This is a genomic window from Luteimonas padinae (genome assembly GCF_014652935.1).
GTDB lineage: Bacteria > Pseudomonadota > Gammaproteobacteria > Xanthomonadales > Xanthomonadaceae > Luteimonas > Luteimonas padinae.
Genome location: NZ_BMZT01000008.1, coordinates 74,836 through 93,538 on the forward strand (window position 1 = coordinate 74,836; position 18,703 = coordinate 93,538).

Consider the following 18,703-nt stretch of genomic DNA (forward strand, 5'->3'; position numbering starts at 1 on the left):
CGCATGATCACACTCAACAGTGAGCGGGGTCTTGTTCGCATCATGTCTTGGGATGACATCGAGTCTGTCCCTGGATTCACTTCGGACATCGACCCCAAGACAGTGAAGCTCAAAGAGATTATCGGCAGCTACACGTTCGATGCTCTCATCCCATGTGGGCTTTCGACTTGCCACCAGCCTCACGGTAACGGATTCCTTGTTGCGGCGGCAGACGGCAGAGTTACGAATATTGGGCGCATTTGCGGCAAGAAGCACTTCAACGTTGAGTTCACACATATGAGCCGCATCTTCCTTGCGGCTGTTAGGGCGCAGCAGAGCCGCGAGTTCCTGGGAGAGCTGAAGAATCGACTTCCCGGCATCTCAGCAGAAGTCGCCACAATCAAAAATGGGCAGCATGGCGCGGCGTGGATCAACGCCCGTGTTAATCAGCTCACTGGAAGTTCAGCCGCTCTTCCGACGTCGATCGTCAACGCGGTTCGCCAAGCGGTCCGGCGCGGCGATGGCACCCTTATTATTGAGCGGGCGGCGACCAAGAAAGAGCGCGAAGAACGATTTGCAGCAATGGACGTAAAGGGTCTTGAGCATCTGCGCCGGAATGTCCCATTTGTTGTAGAGGATCGCGTCGGTCAGCTAGATGGATTCCCCGCGCTTGCCCCTGGCAATGGACTTCGGGAAGTCCTCGGGACCATCGAGCCGTTCCTAACAGCTCTTAAGGAAGCGGATATTGAGAGCCTGTCGGATAAGCAGCTACGGGAGCTGACGAAGGCAGGCGGCGAGCTTGATGCGAACCTCGAGCGGCTTCGCAGCATTATCACCGCTGGAAGGCGCTTGCTGAAACGACGGAACATTCAGCAACTCACGCGGTTCGCCACTAGCAGTACGGACAATCGCTTGTTTGTGGCATTCCTTCGAGACCTTCCCAACTGAGTCATGATCGTAAAGATTCACGACGCATTGCTAGCCTCGCTCCTGAGGCCGCTTTCGACCCGAAGCAGACATGCGGTGCACTAGAACGGGTGCCTGAAGCGCGCGGGCGACGGGCACCGGCAAGCCTCGCTGAGAAAGGACGGCCTCAGGCGCGCTTTTCGGCGCGCAGCAGCGCGACCTGCAACTCGAGGCGCTTGAGTTCCCGCAGCATGCGGTTGGCCTGCATGTGGCTACCCATGAAGCTCTTTGTCAGTGTGGTCATCTGGAAAAGAAGCAGCGCGCCCACGCCCCACTTCACGGCCGCCACTACGTCAGTCGTCGTGACCATTTGCCAGAATGCGTAGGCACCCATGACAAAGGCGACTGCACCCGCGGCGTAGGCGACCCACAGCGCCCATGCCATCGGCCCCCGGAACATCCCAAATGCTTGCGCCACGTATCCGGGCTCGCCGTGACGGGCAAGCAGTTCGCGGTCTTCCTCGGTCAGGGCCCGTCCGATCATTTCATCAAGCTTGTTCATGGCTTCATCCTTCCAGTAGAGCGCGAACCTTGCGCCGCGCGTGCATGAGCCGGGTCTTGACCGTTCCCGGCGGTATGTCGAGGGCAATGGCGATCTCCGCCACGCTGAGGTCCTCGGTATAGAAGAGCGCGAGTGCAGAGCGCTGGGCAGCCGGAAGCGTTGCAACCGCCTCCATGACTCGCGAGAGCTCGAAAGCGAACTCGGCCGAATGGTGGTCGGGTGTCTGGATTGCGACGCCGTCGCCAGCCTCTTCTGGCTCGAATGGCTCCCGAGTCGATCGGTGGAATAGGCGCTGGCAGCGGCGGGTCACGATCCGGTAAGCCCAAGCCGGAAAAGCTGCCGGGTCGTCCAGTCCAGCCAAGCTGCGAAGGATCTCGACCCAAGCCTCCTGCGCCATGTCCCGTGCCCGCTCCGCGTCACCGATGACGCGCCATGCATGACGCAGGAGACGGGGCTGCCACCGGGCGACGAGACGGGCGAGCGCGTCCCGGTCGCCAGCCTGGGCGGCTGTGACCAGGTACTCGTCGAAGATACGTTCACTATCGCGATTCATTGCCCACCGTCGCCCCCATCCTTCAATGCATCTTAGGTGCGCTGAAGCGGCGGATCGGTTCAAAGTGCGTGGGGGCGGCGCAGCCGGCAAGGTCTGATCGCCCGCCTTTTGTAGACGGACCGAAGTCCCGGTCCAGGTGTGTCCGCTTCTCGCCGAAAGGGGGCCCGGCAAGTGATTAGGGAGCATTATCGAGGGTAGGGAAAGCAGCGTCCGACCAATACGGATGAGGCAGATTCTGGGTTGACGTCACTACCTAGACGTCCGGCGATTGCATGACTTGACACTGTTGTTGAGCAGTCTGCATAGCGCGAGCTGAGATCTTCGCAGGAGGGGAGCTTGATGGCAAAGATTGACGGGTCCTTGCTGGGCGGACGTGCTGCAAGATCTTGAACGCGAGGTGGAGCGCCCGACCGCGACCGGAACCCTAGCGCGTTATGGACGAACTCGACGGTGAGGGTCTGCTTCACGTCGGCCACGGTGGCCTGCGAGATCTTCCCGGCGCGCGGTGAATCAACCTAGCGCGATACACTGAACCCATCGGATTGAGGAATGTCAGCGCATGAGTGAACCCAACCAGCCGGCTGCGCTTTTTGGCTTACTGCTTATCACGGCTGTCGCCACTGCCTCGCATAGCAAGGAAGGTGAGCAAGCGGCCCTGACTGAGGTTGAGCGCTGTAGCGCTTGGCTAGCGCAACGTACATCGTCTGACCCGCCTGCGATCGAGGCCGTTGGGCTGCGCACCATATGCGCTGACCTTGGGAGTGGGATGAGTCGCGAGATCGCGCAGCGGTTCGTTGATCATATCAATCGCATTCCGCACGGCCACTCGCCGCAGGTTGTCGTGCGTTCCCTCGGCGGTGAGGTCGACAATGGTTTGAAGATGGGAGAGGCGGTTCTCAATCGTGGCGCCGCTGTTCACGTTTTCGACTTTTGCGCGTCGTCATGCGCAAATTACCTGTTCCTAGCCGGTTCAAAACGTTACGTCATGCCCGACTCTGTAGTGCTCTTTCACGGAGGGATAGTCGCGCAGAGCCTTCTTAGTGCAGAGCTAAGTGATGCTGGACGCGCAAAGCTAGGGCGATCGCTTGAGCGTCAATCGCAGTTTTTGAAGCGCGCAGGCATTAGTGCCGACTTCTTCGAGACGATGGACGGACTCAATGCAGAAGGCGTGGCGGCACGTGCTTGCCCTGAGAAGCACTCGATTGCAGCCGTGGTCTTGTCTGACGAGAAGCTCGCCGATGCTGGCGCACACGTTGCAAGCAACATGGGCCCCCAGTCGCAGGATGAGGTTGAACGCGTCATGGTGCGCTACGGAATGGAGGAATCAACATGTTTCTGGCGTTAGTGGAGCGTGGAACATCTTGTGCAGTGGTGCATACGCAAAGAATGGCCATCACACTTTGGCAATCACGTTGCCTTCACTTGTGATGGGGCCCTCACAATCGCTTCTTCACGGTCCGTTTGCTCAGGCGATGTGATATCAGGGACATGCCTGATGCGGCGGTGGACTGATCACCGCATCCAGCGGCAATCTCAAGATGCGTCGCGGGAAGCAGGAAGCAGGTTCATGCACTTCGCATCAGTGCGTGGAATCCATTCTCAGAAAAGGAAGACGTAAATGAAGAAGATGAAGATCGGTATGGCTGGTCTGCTCGCTGCGTGTGCACTGGCAATCTCGGTCCCTGCGCTTGCTCAGGCTCCTGCAGCTGCGCCTGGTACAAATGCGCAGACAGACGCAGAAGCACAGGGGCGCGAAGTACGCTGCGGCGTCCGTTCCGACGGCGTTGTCTACTGTGAGATCGTTATCGTCTGGTAAGAAGCGTGGGGGTGCTTGGCGAGCGCCAAGCCCCCCCACCATGCCGCTTTGCATCACGAAACGGTGTTTGGGAGAGGATGGTTTCCGAAATGAAATTACTGAAACTTGTAGCTGCTTGTGGAGCCCTCGCCATTATGGGCGGATGCGCAACCACAGACGGTCCTGAGACTGTCTTCATGCAAGACGCCACTGCGGACTGCCGGCCGAGCGCTGGGGCGAATGCACCGGTTTGTAAGACTACGTATTGGTCGTCTAAGGACGGTCGGCTCGATAAACCGCGCCGGGACGACTGAGCGTGGCGATGCGTCCTAGTGTCAGCTTACGTCGCCAGTTCGCATGAGGATCGCCTTGGGATTGGCGCTGATGCGCCTGCGCGAGAAGCCGTTTCGAATTATCTACCTGGTTGCCTCGCTCATCATCGCGGTGGTCAGCTGGATTATCTTACACACCGTTGCTCAGCAGTTCTCCAATGCGAAAGGTGTGCAGCGCGACGCAATCACGGTGTCCGCTGAGCGGGTCGGACAGAGCCTGCCGATGCGATACGTCGAGCAAGTTCGGCACATGGATGGCGTTGCCGACGTAGCGTTCATGAACTTCCTGCCCGTCCTTTGCAATGCGCCATCGACCGCGGCGACGCTCAATGCCTGGTCCATCCCCCCTGGTCGCGCGCAGGCTCTTGGTCAATCAGTAGCACCAGGCGTTATGGACGCTTGGGCGAGTGGTGAAAGCAACATCCTTGTGGGTGCACAACTTGCGCAGACCTGCGGCTGGGCGGAGGGCATGACTCTCGAACCGCTGGATCTTTTCAGTCAGCGCCCCGTACAAATCCATGTGGCCGGAATCCTGCCTCAGAGCGAGAGCGGGAGTGCGGATCACGTCGGCTTTGCACACTATGCCTATGTCAATCGCCTTCTTCCTCCGGAGAGTCAAGATCGCGTCCTGATGATGCGCGTTTATGGCGAAAGTGGCGTTGACCCGTCTGTGCTAGCGAACGAAATCGAACGGATGTTCGCGACTGACACGCAGCCGGTTGAGGCCAGTGAATCCGCTGAGGCTGAAAGCATGCTGAGCCGGTTCGGAAATGTCTCTGCATTGCTCTGGCTGGTGATGGCGGCGGTTAGCATCTGTGCGCTTTTGGTTTTTGTAAGCACTTGGGCGCATTCCGCAGCCGAGCGCAGAGCGTCGATGGCAACGCTGCTCGCCATGGGATTTCAGCGATCCCAGATATTCTTTGGCTTGGCGATGGAGCTTGCGCTGGTCACGCTGGCTAGCGCCGTGTTAGGCGCGGCATTGGGGCAGGCGTTGATTCATTTCTTGGATCCTCAGGTTTCCCTGTATTTGGGGCGCCTTCGCACCGCTGCCGACTCCTACTTCATGTTGGGAGGGGGGCTGCTCTTCCTGGTCATCGCGTCTGCGGCGCTACCAGCCCGCACAATTGCACGCGTCTCGCCGCACGATCGCCATGCGCTGTGAGTGAACTATGAAGCAAGTCCTCTCACTCCTTGCGTTGTCAGTCCGGACTAGTTTGGCCCGGCCTCGAGATCCGGTGCTGATCGCGGCTGGATTTTTCCTCTCGGCTGTTGTTCTGACCGTGCTGCTCGCGGTTCCCACGGGTCTTCGATCGCTGGCGACGAGCACAGGGCGAGATGACGTAGCAATGGTCCTGAGTGCAAGTGCACTTGATGAAGGCAGCAGCAGCATAGGGCCCCAGGAACTCCACCTCATCCGCACGCTGCCGTTGGTGGCGAAGAATACTCTGGGCGAGCCTGCGATTGCTGCACAGCTCATCGGCACTGCAAAGTTCGAGCGACCAAAGGGCCCACCCGCCACCGTGCAGGTACGAGGCGTTGATTCGGCGAGTTGGGAAATGCTTGGCGTCGAGCGGTCAGGCGTGCTGGCGGGCGACGGCGATGTGCGGGGGATCTGGGTTGGGGCGTTTGCGGCACGTCATATCTCGGAACTATCTGCGGAGACGGCTCGGTTTAGAAATGCGGACTGGAACGTCTTGGGACAGTTCTCAGACGGAGGCTCTCTCTGGGACTCTGAGATCTGGGCAGAACTCCCAACGCTAAAGGCGTCCTACCAAGCGGAATCGCGCTGGTCCACGGTGCTCGTCAAGCTCGAACAACCCGAAAGCTTTGAATCCTTCCGGGACGCTTTGGAGGCAGACCCGCGCCTCAACGGCGTGCGCACGATTCGTCAGAGCGATTACTACCGCTTGCATACGGGCTGGATCGCGGACTTGATGTTCAAGGCTGCATTGGCCATATCAGTGCTTCTTGGTGCAGGGGCAGTCCTCACGATCGCAAATGCGCTCAGCGCCTCGCTTGAGCGCCGCCGGGGGGAAGCCGCCACGTTGCGTGCGCTTGGCTTCGGGAGCAGGAGCGTCGCAGGCGCCTCATTGCTGGAGGTAGTGATGATTGGCCTTGCCGCAAGCGGAGTCGCGGTGGTGGGGCTTGTTCTCATCCTGAACGGAAGAGAATTTGGAACCTCGTCGGGAACGCACATCATCTACGCCCAGTTTCGAATGGACCTCTACGTCGTGCTCACGGTGTTGGGGTACAGCTTGGTTCTCGGCGTCATCGCGTCGCTGTGGCCAGTGCGTCAATTGGCGTACGGGAAGCTGATCGATGGACTCCGGGCAGACTAGGTCGGCAAAGCAGCGACATGCGGCGCTGCCGAACGCGCCGGCAGGCGGGTCAGAGGTACTCCGTAGCAATGCAAGTGAGGATTTGTGCATGTCAATGGTCTCCGTTCAGCGCCTCAGCAAGTCGTATCGAAGGGGGCCTGAGAAAGTCGAGGTGCTACACGGCGTCGATCTGGAAGTCCCGGAGGGCGACTTCCTGGCGCTGATGGGGCCCTCTGGCTCGGGTAAGACGACGCTGCTAAATCTGATCGGCGGACTCGACTTGCCCAGTGCGGGCGAGATCAGCGTTTCAGGCGAGCGCATCGATCGTATGGATGGCGGCCAGCTTTCCTCTTGGAGAAGCCGAACGGTCGGCTACATTTTTCAGTTCTACAACCTCATGCCAGCGCTCACGGCGCAAAAGAACGTCGAGTTGCCGCTTCTCCTAACGAAGCTTTCGGGGAGCCAGCGCAAGCAGAACGCGCGAATAGCACTTGAGCTCGTTGGATTGGCGGACCGTAGGGCACACAAGCCCAATGAGCTCTCAGGAGGGCAGCAGCAGAGAGTTGCGATTGCCCGCGCCATTGTCTCGGACCCGAGCATTCTCATCTGCGATGAGCCAACGGGTGATCTGGATCGTCAGTCCTCAGAGGAGATCATGGGGCTACTGCGCACCCTGAATCGCGACCAGGGAAAGACGATCGTCATGGTGACCCATGACCCCAGGGCGGCGGAATATGCGAGTCGCACGTTGCACTTGGATAAGGGCACCTTAGTCGACGGGGGAGGGGTTGCCGCCCGGTGCTAGCGGATTTTCGTGAAGTGATCGCTTCGCATCAGTGAACTAAACTGACGTGAAGTGTCGCAAACATTGGCCGGGTGATACGTCATCCTTTGTCAAACAGACGCGTTCGGCGCTAGTGGCCCGCTCATTGGAGATGCGGAGCTGATGGGCACCAAGCTGCACGGTGCGCCATAGCCCTCCGCCGCCCTGCGTGCCCTTAGCGTGGAAGCGTTTCAAAGCGATCGCCAGAGCGCCAACCCGGTCGCTAGCGAGCGCAGAACAGCGCTTGGATGCCGGCAGTGGCTGCGTCAGGCGTGGCGTCTCCAGCCACTGGATCCTCTTCCACGAGGGGCGATTCTGTAGGCACGACCTGGGCAGAGGGATTTCAAGTCCCGGGGAATCTCGACGTCCGCCTGCACCCCGGGCATGTAGCGTCCGCATCCTTCCGCATTTGCGTGGCAGCGGGCGGCATTCCGAACTGGGTACGGAGAAGATTAGGGGCCGTTATCGCGGGTAGGGCAGATGGCTGCTTCCGACCCGAAGCGGACATCCAATGCGGAACTGTGCGGCACGCCGACTTGCAGACCGACGTGGACGACCTGGCCGCCGCACGGCTGAAAGCCCGGCAGGGGAGGCTGCATGGATGCTTCCAGCAGGCGTGTCTACTATCATGGCTCAGCCCAAATTTCGATAACTGGCGATCATGGAAAGCGACAAAAAGCGCGTCGCCAAGTGGCGGACCAAGCAACAGCACCGACGAAACGATGATCGGGCCCAAGCCGCCAAGCAGACCTATCGAAGCCTGTTCGCCATCGACGATGACGAGCTGATCGATCCCCCTGAGCTCCAGGAATACCTGGTCCGCCAAAACTTGGCCAAGGGCAACCTCTCCCGCCGGATGAGCAGCGGTGAGGTCCGGTTGGCACTGAACACTTGGGGCTTGGACGAACTGAATCAGCTCTGGAGCATGCGCCGAGAAAAGCTCACTTACGTCGAAGACGCTGCACTGCTGCTGGCCCACATCCGCCACCGGTCCCGGATTGATGCGCACCTGCGCCCAGTTGCAGAGCTCCTTGAGTACGACGCCATCCGAACCCTCCAAGGCGTTCTGGAAGAGAATGGACGGTCGCAGGTTGAGGAGCCGTTGCCTCCAACGGTGGAAGCGGTAGCGACCGAGGGCAAACGCGTGGAGCAAGTGCTCCGGGTCATCCGCGAGGGTCAAGCGGAGTTCCGCAAGCGCTTGGTAGCCCATTATGGAGCGGTGTGCATGGTAACGGGGACCGCCCATGCGAGCGTCATCGACGCAGCCCACATCCTCCCTTACAACGGGGCGGCCACCAACACGCTGACCAACGGGCTGCTACTGCGAAAGGACATCCACGCATTGTTCGATGCGGGCTTGCTGATCATCGGGCCGGACTTGGTCGTCTACGTCGGCGCAGGGCTTGAGGATCCGTTCTACCGCTCCCTGGATGGCAAGGAGCTGACGCTGACAGCCGCGCCCAAGATGTCGCAGAAAGCTCTGCGGCGGCGACTAGCCGGCGATGAATGGTCCGAGCTGAGAGTGAGTTCAACGCCGTAGGATTGCTCCGCACATCTCTGCCTTCCCGTGCATGGTCTCGTAGATCTAGGCGCTCTGTCACTCAGTACTGAGAGCCACTCCTCACCTCGCGCCTCGAAAGCATGCTCAAAGGTCATGGGCTTGATGGGTGCTCGTTCTTGGCCGAAGGCGGACATCGGTGGCCGTGTTCCGCCTTTCGCGCCCAGAGCCTGCGCAGTCGGGGAGCGTCAAGGCGACGTTCGCGTGGTGCAGCTAGGGCCACCCCGAAGCCCTTGCCGCTACTTGGGCGACAGGAGTGCGTTCAATGCCTTGAAGGCTTGCTCAAAGCGATCAAGCGATTCATTTACTGCGGCTGTGTCTTTCGACAACAGATCTTGATTGTTGAGCAGCCAAGACGCAGGAGTGAAGTGATCGAATTCAGGAGTGGAGCTGTCCATCAAGTTGAACAGCGCTTCGGCTTGCTTGACCTGCCTTTCAAGTGCGCCTTCCTTCGTGAAGTCTCCCACCTTCAGAGTTGCTTTTCCCTTCAGTCCATATGCGCCGTTCACAACGTCGGCGAACAACTCAGGACTGAAGAAGTCTTCGATGTCGCTTTCATTCTTTCCTGTGTAGTCGGTCGCAACAAGAATCCCTTCAGACTTCAAGATCTGCGATGTGCGCAGGCGCTGAACCTTGCTCTTGTCGCCGCTACCGTAGTCACAAAGTGCAGCGATGTTGATTCCTTTTCCACTAAACAGCGATGCGAACGACTGCACCTTGTCGATGCCACCAGACGGACAGATCGTCCATCGGGTATCCAAACCTTCGCGCTTGCGTGTTTTCAGCGCATGTGAAGCCACTTGTAGGTACAGAATGTCTGATGGTCCCTCGACCAGTAGAGTGTTCGCGCCGACGAATAGCGCTTGAGTAACTTCGTAACCGAGGTGGGCTTGGAGCGGGAATAAGGTGTCCTTGTCAACAGTAAGTACGTCTGCTGATACCTTCGTACCCTTGATAACCGGCCTGTTGCGCTCGTCGCGTTCAACAACGTCTTCAACCACGCGAACATCCTCAAGTCGATCCGCGGGCACCATGAACGGCGAGTGCGTGCTGTAGATGACCTGATGTTGCGGGAGAAGTCGTTCAATGATGTAGCGGAGCAGGTCGGCTTGTGCCTTGCCGTGCAGCGTGAGCCCCGGCTCGTCTAGAAGAATGACGGCGCCCGGAGCCTTCTTGCGCATCTGCTTGAACTGGGCAAGGAAGGAAAAGAACCAAACGAATCCGGCGCTGCGCTCAGACAGCGGCACGTCGACCTTGTGATTGGCATTGTTAATACGAATCTTGACCACGGTGCCACTGTTGAACGGAGGTGGGTCGTTCTTCAAGCCTTGCGCCATTTCGATATTCACGGCCAGCGCATCGTTCTGACTCCAGAACTCAAAAATCTCGTCCGTAATATCGTTCGACGCGCCCTGACACTTCGCCTTCAGCTCCTCCAGCCGCGTGCTTGCCTGTAGCTCGTCAATTGACGTGCCCGCGTATTCCAAGAAGTCCAAGAAAATCTGGTCTCCCGGTGAGACCTTACGACCGTGTTGTTTATCGTCCTGTAGTTTGACGACAGAAATCTCGCCGGACATGCGGTCGTAGTGTGACGTGTAGAAAAACTTCGGCTGCCTCTTGTGGAGTACATCGATGGCCACAAGTGTCGGGCGGCCATCTCTGTATGTAGCAATTTCCGCGCGAACCGCCTTCAGAGCATCTGAAGCTTCTGGCGTGGCATCGATCTCGACTGCAAGGTTCTTGAATTCAACCTTGCCGAACTTGGTGAGTTCAGGACCTTTGACTCCATGCTTGGCGAGCAGGTGTTTTGCAACCTTCGCATCGTCAACCTGGATGGTCCAAGTGTTCCTGGACGTGTCGAATCGACTCTCAATGGCAACTTTATCGGAAGTAAGGCTTCCGTCACCAATCTTGAGTGCTACTTGCCGCTTGTCTTCGGCCGACAACTGCCATTCGGTTGATGCTACTGGAGCTTCACCATCTTCGTGTCGTTCGTCATAACGAACGAGGTGACGGCGCGGGTAGTCACGAATCCTGTCGTACTCAAAATCAGTGAACGAATTGACTCCATGCAGGGCTGACAGCACTGCGGTCTTTCCGGCCTCATTCTTGCCCACAAGACAGGTGAGCTGCCCGATCTCGAACCAGCCCGTGTCCTCGGCAGAGCGAAAATTGCGTACCCTCGCTTTGATCAGCTTCATGTAGCCCCCTGTGGGATATTCGGTCGTCGTGACTTCCCCTGTTCCCTTTCAAGGTAGGGTTGGTCGTGGAGGTATTCAACAGCGGGCGGGTCTCACCTTGTGAGACAGCTTGTGGACATGCTCAAAGTTTCTTGGATGCGGGGGGAGGGGTGGGTATGAATCGCTGGGACTGGATGGCGGTGCGGGCGTTCGTTCCCGCCGCTTTTGCGCTTGTCTTGTCGCTGGGGTCGATGTGGATTGTTTCCGGCTGGCAGTCCAGTCCGTACTTGGCGGGCATAGTGCCCACGGCTCGGTGGATACCCGTGGCGGCGATCGCGTTCGCCGTGGTGCATGGCGCATGGGTCAGCTATCGCCTGTGGCAGGCAGAACGTGGCGAGGGGCTGCTGTGCGAGTGCGGCGGCCTGCTGAGTGCAGAGCGTGACGGGCGCTATGGCCCCTACAGGCGTTGCCTTGCCTGCTCGCGCAACGTCGCGCGCCGCCACTACGAGTAGCATCGCGTAGCGGCCGCTACGGGTGGTGGCCGACTGCGCAAGACAAAAGGCTAGGCAGCGAAGCCTAACCTTTTGTTTTTACTGGTGCCGGAAGAGGAACTCGAACCCTCGCGGGGATTAATCCGGCGGATATTGAGTCCGATCTGTCCGCTTCTGGCCGACAGCGGACGATGCGGCCTGGAATCCCTCCTTCAACGTAGCGACCATGTGGCTGCTTGATTGGAAGGAGCCGCTCCTTTTACATGAGTCTGTAAATTTACGAATCCGTGTAAATTGCTGTAAACGCGCATCTGCAACCGCTTCAATCCGCGCAGAGATCGCCTCAAGGAGCACCAGCGTCACCCGGCCCGGGTGGATCGCGTGAAATTCAGCGCGTTGGCGATCTGCGACTCGTGAAAGGCCAAGGCCCGTGGCGGACCCACCAACCAGCCACAGCCCCAGGTCTCAGCTAGGGGCGACGCCGCACCATCATCGACATCAAGCCCGAGAAGGTCTTGGTAATGGGCAGCCGGCTCGATCATTCACCAGCGCGAGGACTGGGTTGCTGCGTCAACCGGAGGGATGTCGTTCGACTACGCGGCCCAGGACCGGGGTCAACGGAATTGGCACGGATCTCGATCCCTCTCGCTAAGTTCTAGCTCGACGCAGCTAGGTCCATGAATTTAATCAAGTTTCGGCGCGTGCCGCGCTGTGGTGCCCGCGTGGGTCTAGCGAGGCGACGCGCAGAGGGGCGATTCAGGCGCCCGCGGGGACGAGACGGCTCTAAAAAACACCGAAGTCTGTGTTTTGAGCACAAACTTCGGTGTTGTGCCCAACATGCCAGGTCGCGATGGGCGGGACTGACAGGATGCACGCCTTGCACTAGATTGGTGCAATGTCGCCCACCTTCGATCCTGCCTTCGACCAGCTGAGCACGCCGCTGCTCGCGGTTTCGCCCGTGGGAACGGTCGAGGCCGGCAACCTGGCCAGCGGCCAGTGGTTCGGGGTCTCGCTGCGCCGGCTGGCGGGACTGCCGCTGGCGGCACTGGAAGTGGACGGGGAGGCGCTGGCCGGCGCGCTGTCGCTGGATGCCGGTGCAGCGGCGACGCCGGGGTCCGCTGCGTCCGTGGCGGCGCCGGAAGCATTCGGCGTCCTGTGCCTGCCGCGCCTGGCGCTGGCCTGTCCGGGAGGCCCCGTGCGCTTCGCCGAGGCTTGGCTGACCCCGCGCGCGGACGGCGGCTGGCTGCTCGAGCTGCATCCGGTCGACGAGTTCCCCGGCGGCGATCCGCTGGCGGCGCTGCCGCTGGCGCTGTCGGCCGCGCTCAAGGGCCTGGCCCACGAGCTGCGCAATCCGCTCGCCGGCCTGAAGGGTGCGGCCCAGCTGCTGGCGCGGCGCATTCCCGGCGACGACGCCTCCGCGCGCGAGCTGGTCGCGCTGGTCGATTCCGAGGTCGCGCGCCTGGCGCAGCTCGTCGACCGCCTGCTGGATCCGGCGCCGCCGAATCCTCACATCCGGCTCAACCTCCACGCCGTGCTAGAACGCGTGCTGCGCCTGGCCGAGGCCGACGCCGGCTGGGCGGTGAAGCTGGTGCGCGACTACGATCCCAGCCTGCCGGAGCTGCAGGGCGACGCCGACCGCCTGGTCCAGGCGGTCTGGAACCTGGTGCGCAACGCCATCGAGGCCGGCGCCGGCGAGGTGGCGCTGCGCACCCGCGCCGAACACGGCGTCCGGATCGGCAGCGAGCTGCATGCGCTGGCGCTGCGCCTGGACATCGTCGACGACGGCCGTGGCGTGCCCGACGAGCTGGCCGGGCAGGTGTTCGTGCCGCTGGTGTCGGGGCGCGCGGACGGCAGCGGCCTCGGCCTGGCGATGGCGCAGCAGGTCGCGCGCGAGCACCGCGGCAGCATCGCCTTCCGCTCGCGCCCGGGGCACACGGTGTTCACCCTGCTGCTGCCGTACGCGGCTGCGGCCGCAGCGGATGCGATTCCAGCCGAGGCCGAGGCCGGCACCGAAGCCAGCCCCGAAGCCGTCGCGCATGACATGGACAATGGCGCTGCGGCGGGCGGCTCCGGTGGCAACGCCGGCAGGCGGCGTGACGACAGGAAGGAGTCCGGCGATGGCCGACGCTGAGGGCGCCCGCATCTGGGTGGTCGACGACGACCGCGCCGTGCGCTTCGTGCTCGCCACCGCGCTGCGCGAGGCCGGCTTCGAGGTCACCGCATTCGAGTCCGCCGCGGACGTGCTGTCCACCCTCGACCGCGGCGCCGCGCGCCCCCGGCTGCTGTTCACCGACGTGCGCATGCCCGGCGACGACGGCCTGGTGTTGCTCGACGCGCTCAAGCGCCGCCTGCCGGCGCTGCCGGTGGTGGTGATGAGCGCGCACACCGATATCGCCAGCACCGCCGGCGCCTTTCGCGGCGGCGCGCAGGAATTCCTGTCCAAGCCCTTCGACCTCGACGACGCCGTGGCCCTGGCCGAGCGCGCGCTGGGCGGGGGCGACGCCGCCGCCGCGGACGTGCCCGCGCCCGGCGGCGACGATGCCGACGGACGCCCCGACGACGACACCCTGATCGGCGATGCGCCGGCCATGCAGCAGCTGTTCCGCGCCATCGGTCGGCTGGCGCAGGCGCCGCTGTCGGTGCTGGTCACCGGCGAGACCGGCACTGGCAAGGAGCTGGTGGCGCGCGCGCTGCACCGCGAATCGCCGCGCGCGCGCGCGCCCTTCGTCGCCCTCAACACCGCCGCGATCCCGTCGGAGCTGCTGGAGAGCGAACTGTTCGGGCACGAGGCCGGCGCCTTCACCGGCGCCACGAAGCGCCACGTCGGCCGCTTCGAGCAGGCGCATGGCGGCACGCTGTTCCTGGACGAGATCGGCGACATGCCGCTGGCGCTGCAGACGCGGCTGCTGCGGGTGCTGGCCGAGGGCGAGTTCTTCCGCGTCGGCGGCCGCGAACTGATCCGGGTCGACGTGCGCGTGGTCGCCGCCACCCACCAGGACCTGGAGGCGAAGGTGCGCGACGGCGGTTTCCGCGCCGACCTGCTGCATCGCCTCGACGTGGTGCGCCTGCGCCTGCCGCCGCTGCGCGAGCGCCGCGGCGACGTGTCGCGGCTGGCCGAACGCTTCCTGCAGCGTGCGGCCGCGCGCTTCGACGCGCCGTCCAAGCGGCTGTCGCGGCAGGCGCTGGCTCAGCTCGAGGCCCACCACTGGCCGGGCAACGTGCGCGAGCTGGAGAACCTGTGCTGGCGGCTGGCCGCGCTGGCCCCGGGCGAGGTGGTGGACGCCGGGGACCTGCGCGAAGCCTGGGGCGTGGCGGCTGCTCCGGCCGAGGGATCCGACGCCGCAGGCGCCACCGCGGCCGCGGGCGCCGGGGTGGACGGCGTCCCCTGGGAGGCAGCGCTGCGCGACTGGGCGGCGGCCCGCTTGGCCGCCGGGGCGCCGGGCATCCACGCCGAGGCCCGCGACCGCCTCGACCGGGTGCTGCTGGAGGCCGCGCTCGAACAGACCGGCCAGCACCGGGGCGAGGCCGCCGCGCGCCTCGGCGTCGGGCGCAACACCCTCACGCGCAAGCTCGGTGCACGCCGTTCGCCGCGCTGACATGGCTCACGCATCCGCAACCCCGGCGAGGCTACCCTTGTCGTTCCACCGGATCCCATCGGAAGGCATGCGACGCATCTCTGCCGCCCTGGCGGCCACCACGCTGCTGGCCGCCTGCGCCAGCGCCCCGCCGGCGCCGCGCGCGCCTGGCCCTGCAGCGCCACCTCCGCGCGCCGAGGCCGGCACCGCCACCGCCGCGCGCGCCAACCTCGCCGCCGCCTCCGCCACCCTCGCCAGTGGCCGCATCGACCTGCGGGCCGAGTCCGGCGGGGTGCGCCTGTCGGGCGAAATCGGCGGCCTCAGCCGCCACGGCGCCCACGTACTGCAGGTGCATGCGCGCGGCGACTGCAGCGCGGTCGACGCCTCCAGCGCCGGTCCGTATTTCGACGCCAGCGGCCAGGGCGCGCCCGACGGCGGCAGCGACCGGATCGTCGCCGACGCACGCGGCGTGGCCCGGGTCGACCAGCTTGTCCGCGGCGCCGTGCTCGGCGGCGGCGCCGGCAACGACATCGCCGGGCGTTCGCTCGTCGTGCTCGGTTCCACCCCCGGTGCGACCGGCGCGCGGATCGCCTGTGGCGTCATCACCCTTGCGCCCGACGGCGCGCCCTAGGAAGGAGTAGCACCCATGCGCACGATTCCCATGACCCTGCTGGCCGCGTCGCTGGCCCTTGCCCTGGCGGCCTGTGCCGACCGCAGCGACGACGCCGGCGCGTCCACCACGCCGTCGGCCGATGCCGCCACCGCGGCCGGCGCCGTCGACGCGCCGGCGGACGGCATGCCGCCCCCCGCGGCGTCCGACATGACCACCACGCCGGCGCCGCACACCGTCGCGGTGCTGGCGGCCACCGAAGGCAATTCGGTCACTGGCGAGCTGGCGTTCGAGGCCGTGGACGGCGGCGTCGCCATCACCGGCCAGGTCAACGGCCTGACGCCGGGCAGCGAGCACGGCTTCCACGTGCACGAGACCGGTGACTGCAGCGCGCCCGACGGCACCAGCGCCGGCGGCCACTTCAACCCGGTGGGGACCGCGCACGGCCGCGTCGGCTCCGGCGAGCACCACGTGGGCGATACCGACAACATCACCGCCGACGACACCGGCGTGGCGGTGGTCAACACCCGCCTCGAAGGCGCGACGCTGGCCGATGGCGCGCCGACCGACGTCCTTGGCCGCGGCGTCATCGTGCACGCCGATCCCGACGACTACGCCACCCAGCCCACCGGCAACGCCGGCGCGCGCCTGGCGTGCGGCGTGATCACCCAGTCCGGCGCCCAGGCGCAGTAACCGGGCGCCGTCAGCGCGCGGGCAGGGCCGCCAGCTCCGCCCGCGCGTCGTCCCGGCAGTGGATGAACTCCACCGCCAGGCCATGCGCGCGCAGCAGGCTGGCGAGCTGGCGCTGGCGCGCCTCGAAGTGGGCGTAGAGGCGTTCGAGGCGGGCAAGTGACGCCGCGTCCCCGTCTTCGGCGGACGCGCCTGGCGCGTAGTGCGCATGCCAGGCCGCCGGCGCGAACAGCGCCATGCGTACCTGGCCGCCGCCCGCGTAGTGCAGCAGCGGTTCCGGCGGCGCATCCATCCAGGCCTCGCGCGCCGGCGACAGCAGCGCGGTCTCCAGCAGCGGCCACAGCGCCTCAAGGCCGGCATGTTCGTACTGCATCGCGGTCATCGCGCACAGGTCGTGCACGGTGAGGTAGCGCGCGTGCTCGACCCGCATGCCGAAGGCTTCCTGCGCCGCCAGCGCGGTGCCGGCGCCGGCCATGCCTTCTTCCATCAGGTCGGCTTCGAAGCGCGCGGAGACGCGGGCCACGACCGCGGCATCGCCGTCGAGCACGAAGGGCAGCAGGCGCAGCGGCCCGTCGGCATGTTCCGGTGCCGGCGACAGCGCGCCGGGCAGCTGGCCCTCGTGGCTGCCGAACGCGAGGATCCGGGCGCCGCCGCCGGGCGCGCGCGGCGCCTTGGCCGCGAGCTGCCACAGCTCCTGGTGCAGCGGCCAGCCGGGCCGCAGCAGCTCCACCGGATCGAAGTGCGCGGCGACCAGGGTGCAGTCCAGGCCCGCGGCCTCGGGTGCGAAGCCGGCCAGGTCGGCCGCGACCAGCGCGGCCAGCGCTCCGGCGTCGGCCTGTGCGATCGCATCGCGGCCGATGCCGCTGCCCGGCGAACGTTCCAGTGCGAGCGCGCCGAGCACGCGCGCGGGTCCCTGTCTGCTGGTCGTGGTCTGGTTCATTGGCCCTGCGCATGAGCGGCGCTAAACTCGGATCCATTATGCCTGCCACGGTCGGCGGGCCGCCTGCGAGGTTCCCGATGCTGCATGGTCGTCCCGTCGCCGTCCTCGGCGGCGTCCGCATCCCCTTCTGCCGCCAGAACACCGCCTATGCGGACGTCGGCAACCTCGGCATGTCGGTGCGCACGCTCGGTGCCCTGGTGGAGAAGTTCGGCCTGCACGGCCAGCGCTTGGGCGAGGTCGCGATGGGGGCGGTGATCAAGCACTCCAGCGACTGGAACCTCGGCCGCGAGGCGGCGCTGTCGTCCGGGCTGTCGCCGCTGACGCCGGGCATCACCCTGCAGCGCGCCTGCGGCACCTCGCTGGATTCGATCATCACCATCGGCAACAAGATCGCCGCCGGCCAGATCGACAGCGGCATCGGCGGCGGCAGCGACACCACCTCCGACGTGCCGATCGTGTACGGCAAGTCGCTGCGCCGCCGCCTGCTGGCGGCCAATGTGGCCAAGACCCCGCGCGACCGGCTGGCGCAGTTCCGCGGCTTCCGCCTGCGCGAACTGAAGCCTGAATTCCCCGGCGTGGCCGAGCCGCGCACCGGCAAGTCGATGGGCGAGCACTGCGAGGACATGGCCAAGGAGTGGAGCATCTCGCGCGACTCGCAGGACGAGCTGGCGGTGGCCTCGCACCACAGGCTGGCCGCGGCCTACGAGCGCGGCTTCTTCGACGACCTGGTGGTGGCTTTCCGCGGGGTCTCGCGCGACAACATCCTGCGCGCCGATTCCACGCTGGAGAAGCTGGCGACGCTGAAGCCGGCCTTCGACAAGGTCTCCGGCCGCGGCACGCTCACCGCCGGCAATTCCACGCCGCTGACCGACGGCGCCGCCGCCTGCCTGCTGTCCACCGACGAATGGGCCGCCGCGCACGGCCACGAAGTGCTGTGCCACATCCGCGACGCGCACGTGGCCGCGGTCGACTTCGTCCATGGCGAAGGCCTGCTGATGGCGCCGACCGTGGCCGTGGCCGAAATGCTGGCGCGCAACGGCCTCACCCTGCAGGACTTCGACATCTACGAGATCCACGAGGCCTTCGCCGCCCAGGTGCTGTGCACGCTGCGCGCCTGGGAGAGCGAGGGCTACTGCCGCAACCGCCTTGGCCTGGACGCGCCGCTGGGCCGCATCGACCCGGCGAAGATCAACCCGGTCGGCTCGTCGCTGGCCACCGGCCACCCCTTCGCCGCCACCGGCGCGCGCGTGGTGGCCACCGCCGCCCGCCAGCTGCAGGAACGCGGCGGCGGCCGCGCCCTGGTGTCCATCTGCACCGCCGGCGGCATGGGCGTGGTGGCGATCCTCGAGCGCTGAGGGTTCTGCGCTCCGGGTGGGGCAGGTGGTTTTGCC

The 18,703-nt window shown here is 64.4% G+C and carries 17 protein-coding genes; 13 read left to right on the plus strand and 4 right to left on the minus strand.

The window, feature by feature from the left end:
• Positions 1-3: 3 nt before the first annotated feature.
• Positions 4-927, plus strand: coding sequence for a hypothetical protein (locus IE168_RS10355; RefSeq protein WP_189497976.1), 924 nt, complete (start codon positions 4-6; stop codon positions 925-927).
• A 145-nt stretch (positions 928-1,072) separates the two neighbouring features.
• On the opposite strand, the gene IE168_RS10360 is transcribed toward IE168_RS10355, so the two are convergent.
• Entirely contained in the window at positions 1,073-1,447 is a 375-nt protein-coding gene (locus tag IE168_RS10360) for a DUF6768 family protein (RefSeq protein ID WP_189497978.1), read from the minus strand.
• Positions 1,448-1,451: 4 nt separating this feature from the next.
• Entirely contained in the window at positions 1,452-2,000 is a 549-nt protein-coding gene (locus IE168_RS10365; RefSeq protein WP_189497980.1) for an RNA polymerase sigma factor, read from the minus strand.
• Positions 2,001-2,559: 559 nt separating this feature from the next.
• Here IE168_RS10365 and IE168_RS10370 point away from each other — a divergent pair.
• The 6 genes from IE168_RS10370 to IE168_RS10395 all read left to right on the plus strand — a co-directional run bounded on the left by IE168_RS10370 (position 2,560) and on the right by IE168_RS10395 (position 8,808).
• Positions 2,560-3,345 carry a hypothetical protein gene (locus IE168_RS10370; protein WP_189497982.1) on the plus strand — a complete coding sequence of 262 codons (786 nt, stop codon included), beginning with the start codon at positions 2,560-2,562 and terminating at the stop codon, positions 3,343-3,345.
• A gap of 273 nt (positions 3,346-3,618) precedes the next feature.
• The gene (locus IE168_RS10375; protein ID WP_189497984.1) at positions 3,619-3,816 is read left to right on the plus strand and encodes a hypothetical protein; all 198 of its coding nucleotides are present in this window, start codon (positions 3,619-3,621) and stop codon (positions 3,814-3,816) included.
• Between the two features lie 336 nt (positions 3,817-4,152).
• A complete protein-coding gene (locus IE168_RS10380; RefSeq protein WP_189497986.1) occupies positions 4,153-5,289 on the plus strand; it encodes an ABC transporter permease in 1,137 nt (378 codons plus the stop codon).
• Positions 5,290-5,296: 7 nt separating this feature from the next.
• Entirely contained in the window at positions 5,297-6,466 is a 1,170-nt protein-coding gene (locus IE168_RS10385; protein ID WP_189497988.1) for an ABC transporter permease, read from the plus strand.
• An 88-nt stretch (positions 6,467-6,554) separates the two neighbouring features.
• Complete coding sequence (locus IE168_RS10390) at positions 6,555-7,250, plus strand: ABC transporter ATP-binding protein (RefSeq protein ID WP_189497990.1); 696 nt, start codon at positions 6,555-6,557, stop codon at positions 7,248-7,250.
• Between the two features lie 679 nt (positions 7,251-7,929).
• Positions 7,930-8,808, plus strand: a complete 879-nt coding sequence (locus tag IE168_RS10395; protein ID WP_189497993.1) for an HNH endonuclease — start codon at positions 7,930-7,932, stop codon at positions 8,806-8,808.
• A 257-nt stretch (positions 8,809-9,065) separates the two neighbouring features.
• Here the strand turns inward: IE168_RS10395 and IE168_RS10400 are convergent, their stop codons facing one another.
• Positions 9,066-11,027, minus strand: a complete 1,962-nt coding sequence (locus IE168_RS10400; protein WP_189497995.1) for an AAA family ATPase — start codon at positions 11,025-11,027, stop codon at positions 9,066-9,068.
• A 155-nt stretch (positions 11,028-11,182) separates the two neighbouring features.
• On the opposite strand from IE168_RS10400, the gene IE168_RS10405 reads away from it, so the two are divergent.
• The 5 genes from IE168_RS10405 (at position 11,183) to IE168_RS10425 (ending at position 16,375) form a co-directional block, all read left to right on the plus strand.
• Positions 11,183-11,518, plus strand: coding sequence for a hypothetical protein (locus IE168_RS10405; protein WP_189497999.1), 336 nt, complete (start codon positions 11,183-11,185; stop codon positions 11,516-11,518).
• Between the two features lie 874 nt (positions 11,519-12,392).
• Positions 12,393-13,628, plus strand: coding sequence for a two-component system sensor histidine kinase NtrB (locus IE168_RS10410; RefSeq protein WP_189498001.1), 1,236 nt, complete (start codon positions 12,393-12,395; stop codon positions 13,626-13,628).
• The gene (gene ntrC, locus IE168_RS10415; protein WP_189498002.1) at positions 13,615-15,093 is read left to right on the plus strand and encodes a nitrogen regulation protein NR(I); all 1,479 of its coding nucleotides are present in this window, start codon (positions 13,615-13,617) and stop codon (positions 15,091-15,093) included. Before IE168_RS10410 ends, ntrC begins: the two co-directional genes overlap by 14 nt.
• 67 nt (positions 15,094-15,160) lie before the next feature.
• Positions 15,161-15,703 carry a superoxide dismutase family protein gene (locus IE168_RS10420; protein ID WP_189498004.1) on the plus strand — a complete coding sequence of 181 codons (543 nt, stop codon included), beginning with the start codon at positions 15,161-15,163 and terminating at the stop codon, positions 15,701-15,703.
• 15 nt (positions 15,704-15,718) lie between these two features.
• Positions 15,719-16,375, plus strand: a complete 657-nt coding sequence (locus IE168_RS10425) for a superoxide dismutase family protein (protein WP_189498007.1) — start codon at positions 15,719-15,721, stop codon at positions 16,373-16,375.
• A gap of 10 nt (positions 16,376-16,385) precedes the next feature.
• On the opposite strand, the gene IE168_RS10430 is transcribed toward IE168_RS10425, so the two are convergent.
• The gene (locus tag IE168_RS10430; RefSeq protein WP_189498009.1) at positions 16,386-17,312 is read right to left on the minus strand and encodes a hypothetical protein; all 927 of its coding nucleotides are present in this window, start codon (positions 17,310-17,312) and stop codon (positions 16,386-16,388) included.
• A gap of 77 nt (positions 17,313-17,389) precedes the next feature.
• Between IE168_RS10430 and IE168_RS10435 the strand changes: the two genes are divergently transcribed.
• The gene (locus IE168_RS10435) at positions 17,390-18,667 is read left to right on the plus strand and encodes an acetyl-CoA C-acetyltransferase (protein WP_189498190.1); all 1,278 of its coding nucleotides are present in this window, start codon (positions 17,390-17,392) and stop codon (positions 18,665-18,667) included.
• Positions 18,668-18,703 lie beyond the last annotated feature (36 nt).

Excerpts from the sequence above, each read along its gene's own strand:
- IE168_RS10435 (WP_189498190.1), top strand. The coding sequence starts at position 17,390 with ATGCTGCATGGTCGTCCCGTCGCCGTCCTCGGCGGCGTCCGCATCCCC.
- IE168_RS10430 (WP_189498009.1), bottom strand. The coding sequence starts at position 17,312 with ATGAACCAGACCACGACCAGCAGACAGGGACCCGCGCGCGTGCTCGGC.
- IE168_RS10390 (WP_189497990.1), top strand. The coding sequence starts at position 6,555 with ATGTCAATGGTCTCCGTTCAGCGCCTCAGCAAGTCGTATCGAAGGGGG.
- IE168_RS10425 (WP_189498007.1), top strand. The coding sequence starts at position 15,719 with ATGCGCACGATTCCCATGACCCTGCTGGCCGCGTCGCTGGCCCTTGCC.
- IE168_RS10385 (WP_189497988.1), top strand. The coding sequence starts at position 5,297 with ATGAAGCAAGTCCTCTCACTCCTTGCGTTGTCAGTCCGGACTAGTTTG.
- IE168_RS10420 (WP_189498004.1), top strand. The coding sequence starts at position 15,161 with ATGCGACGCATCTCTGCCGCCCTGGCGGCCACCACGCTGCTGGCCGCC.
- IE168_RS10395 (WP_189497993.1), top strand. The coding sequence starts at position 7,930 with ATGGAAAGCGACAAAAAGCGCGTCGCCAAGTGGCGGACCAAGCAACAG.
- IE168_RS10405 (WP_189497999.1), top strand. The coding sequence starts at position 11,183 with ATGAATCGCTGGGACTGGATGGCGGTGCGGGCGTTCGTTCCCGCCGCT.
- IE168_RS10370 (WP_189497982.1), top strand. The coding sequence starts at position 2,560 with ATGAGTGAACCCAACCAGCCGGCTGCGCTTTTTGGCTTACTGCTTATC.
- IE168_RS10365 (WP_189497980.1), bottom strand. The coding sequence starts at position 2,000 with ATGAATCGCGATAGTGAACGTATCTTCGACGAGTACCTGGTCACAGCC.
- IE168_RS10375 (WP_189497984.1), top strand. The coding sequence starts at position 3,619 with ATGAAGAAGATGAAGATCGGTATGGCTGGTCTGCTCGCTGCGTGTGCA.
- IE168_RS10400 (WP_189497995.1), bottom strand. The coding sequence starts at position 11,027 with ATGAAGCTGATCAAAGCGAGGGTACGCAATTTTCGCTCTGCCGAGGAC.
- ntrC (WP_189498002.1), top strand. The coding sequence starts at position 13,615 with ATGGCCGACGCTGAGGGCGCCCGCATCTGGGTGGTCGACGACGACCGC.
- IE168_RS10410 (WP_189498001.1), top strand. The coding sequence starts at position 12,393 with ATGTCGCCCACCTTCGATCCTGCCTTCGACCAGCTGAGCACGCCGCTG.
- IE168_RS10360 (WP_189497978.1), bottom strand. The coding sequence starts at position 1,447 with ATGAACAAGCTTGATGAAATGATCGGACGGGCCCTGACCGAGGAAGAC.
- IE168_RS10355 (WP_189497976.1), top strand. The coding sequence starts at position 4 with ATGATCACACTCAACAGTGAGCGGGGTCTTGTTCGCATCATGTCTTGG.
- IE168_RS10380 (WP_189497986.1), top strand. The coding sequence starts at position 4,153 with ATGAGGATCGCCTTGGGATTGGCGCTGATGCGCCTGCGCGAGAAGCCG.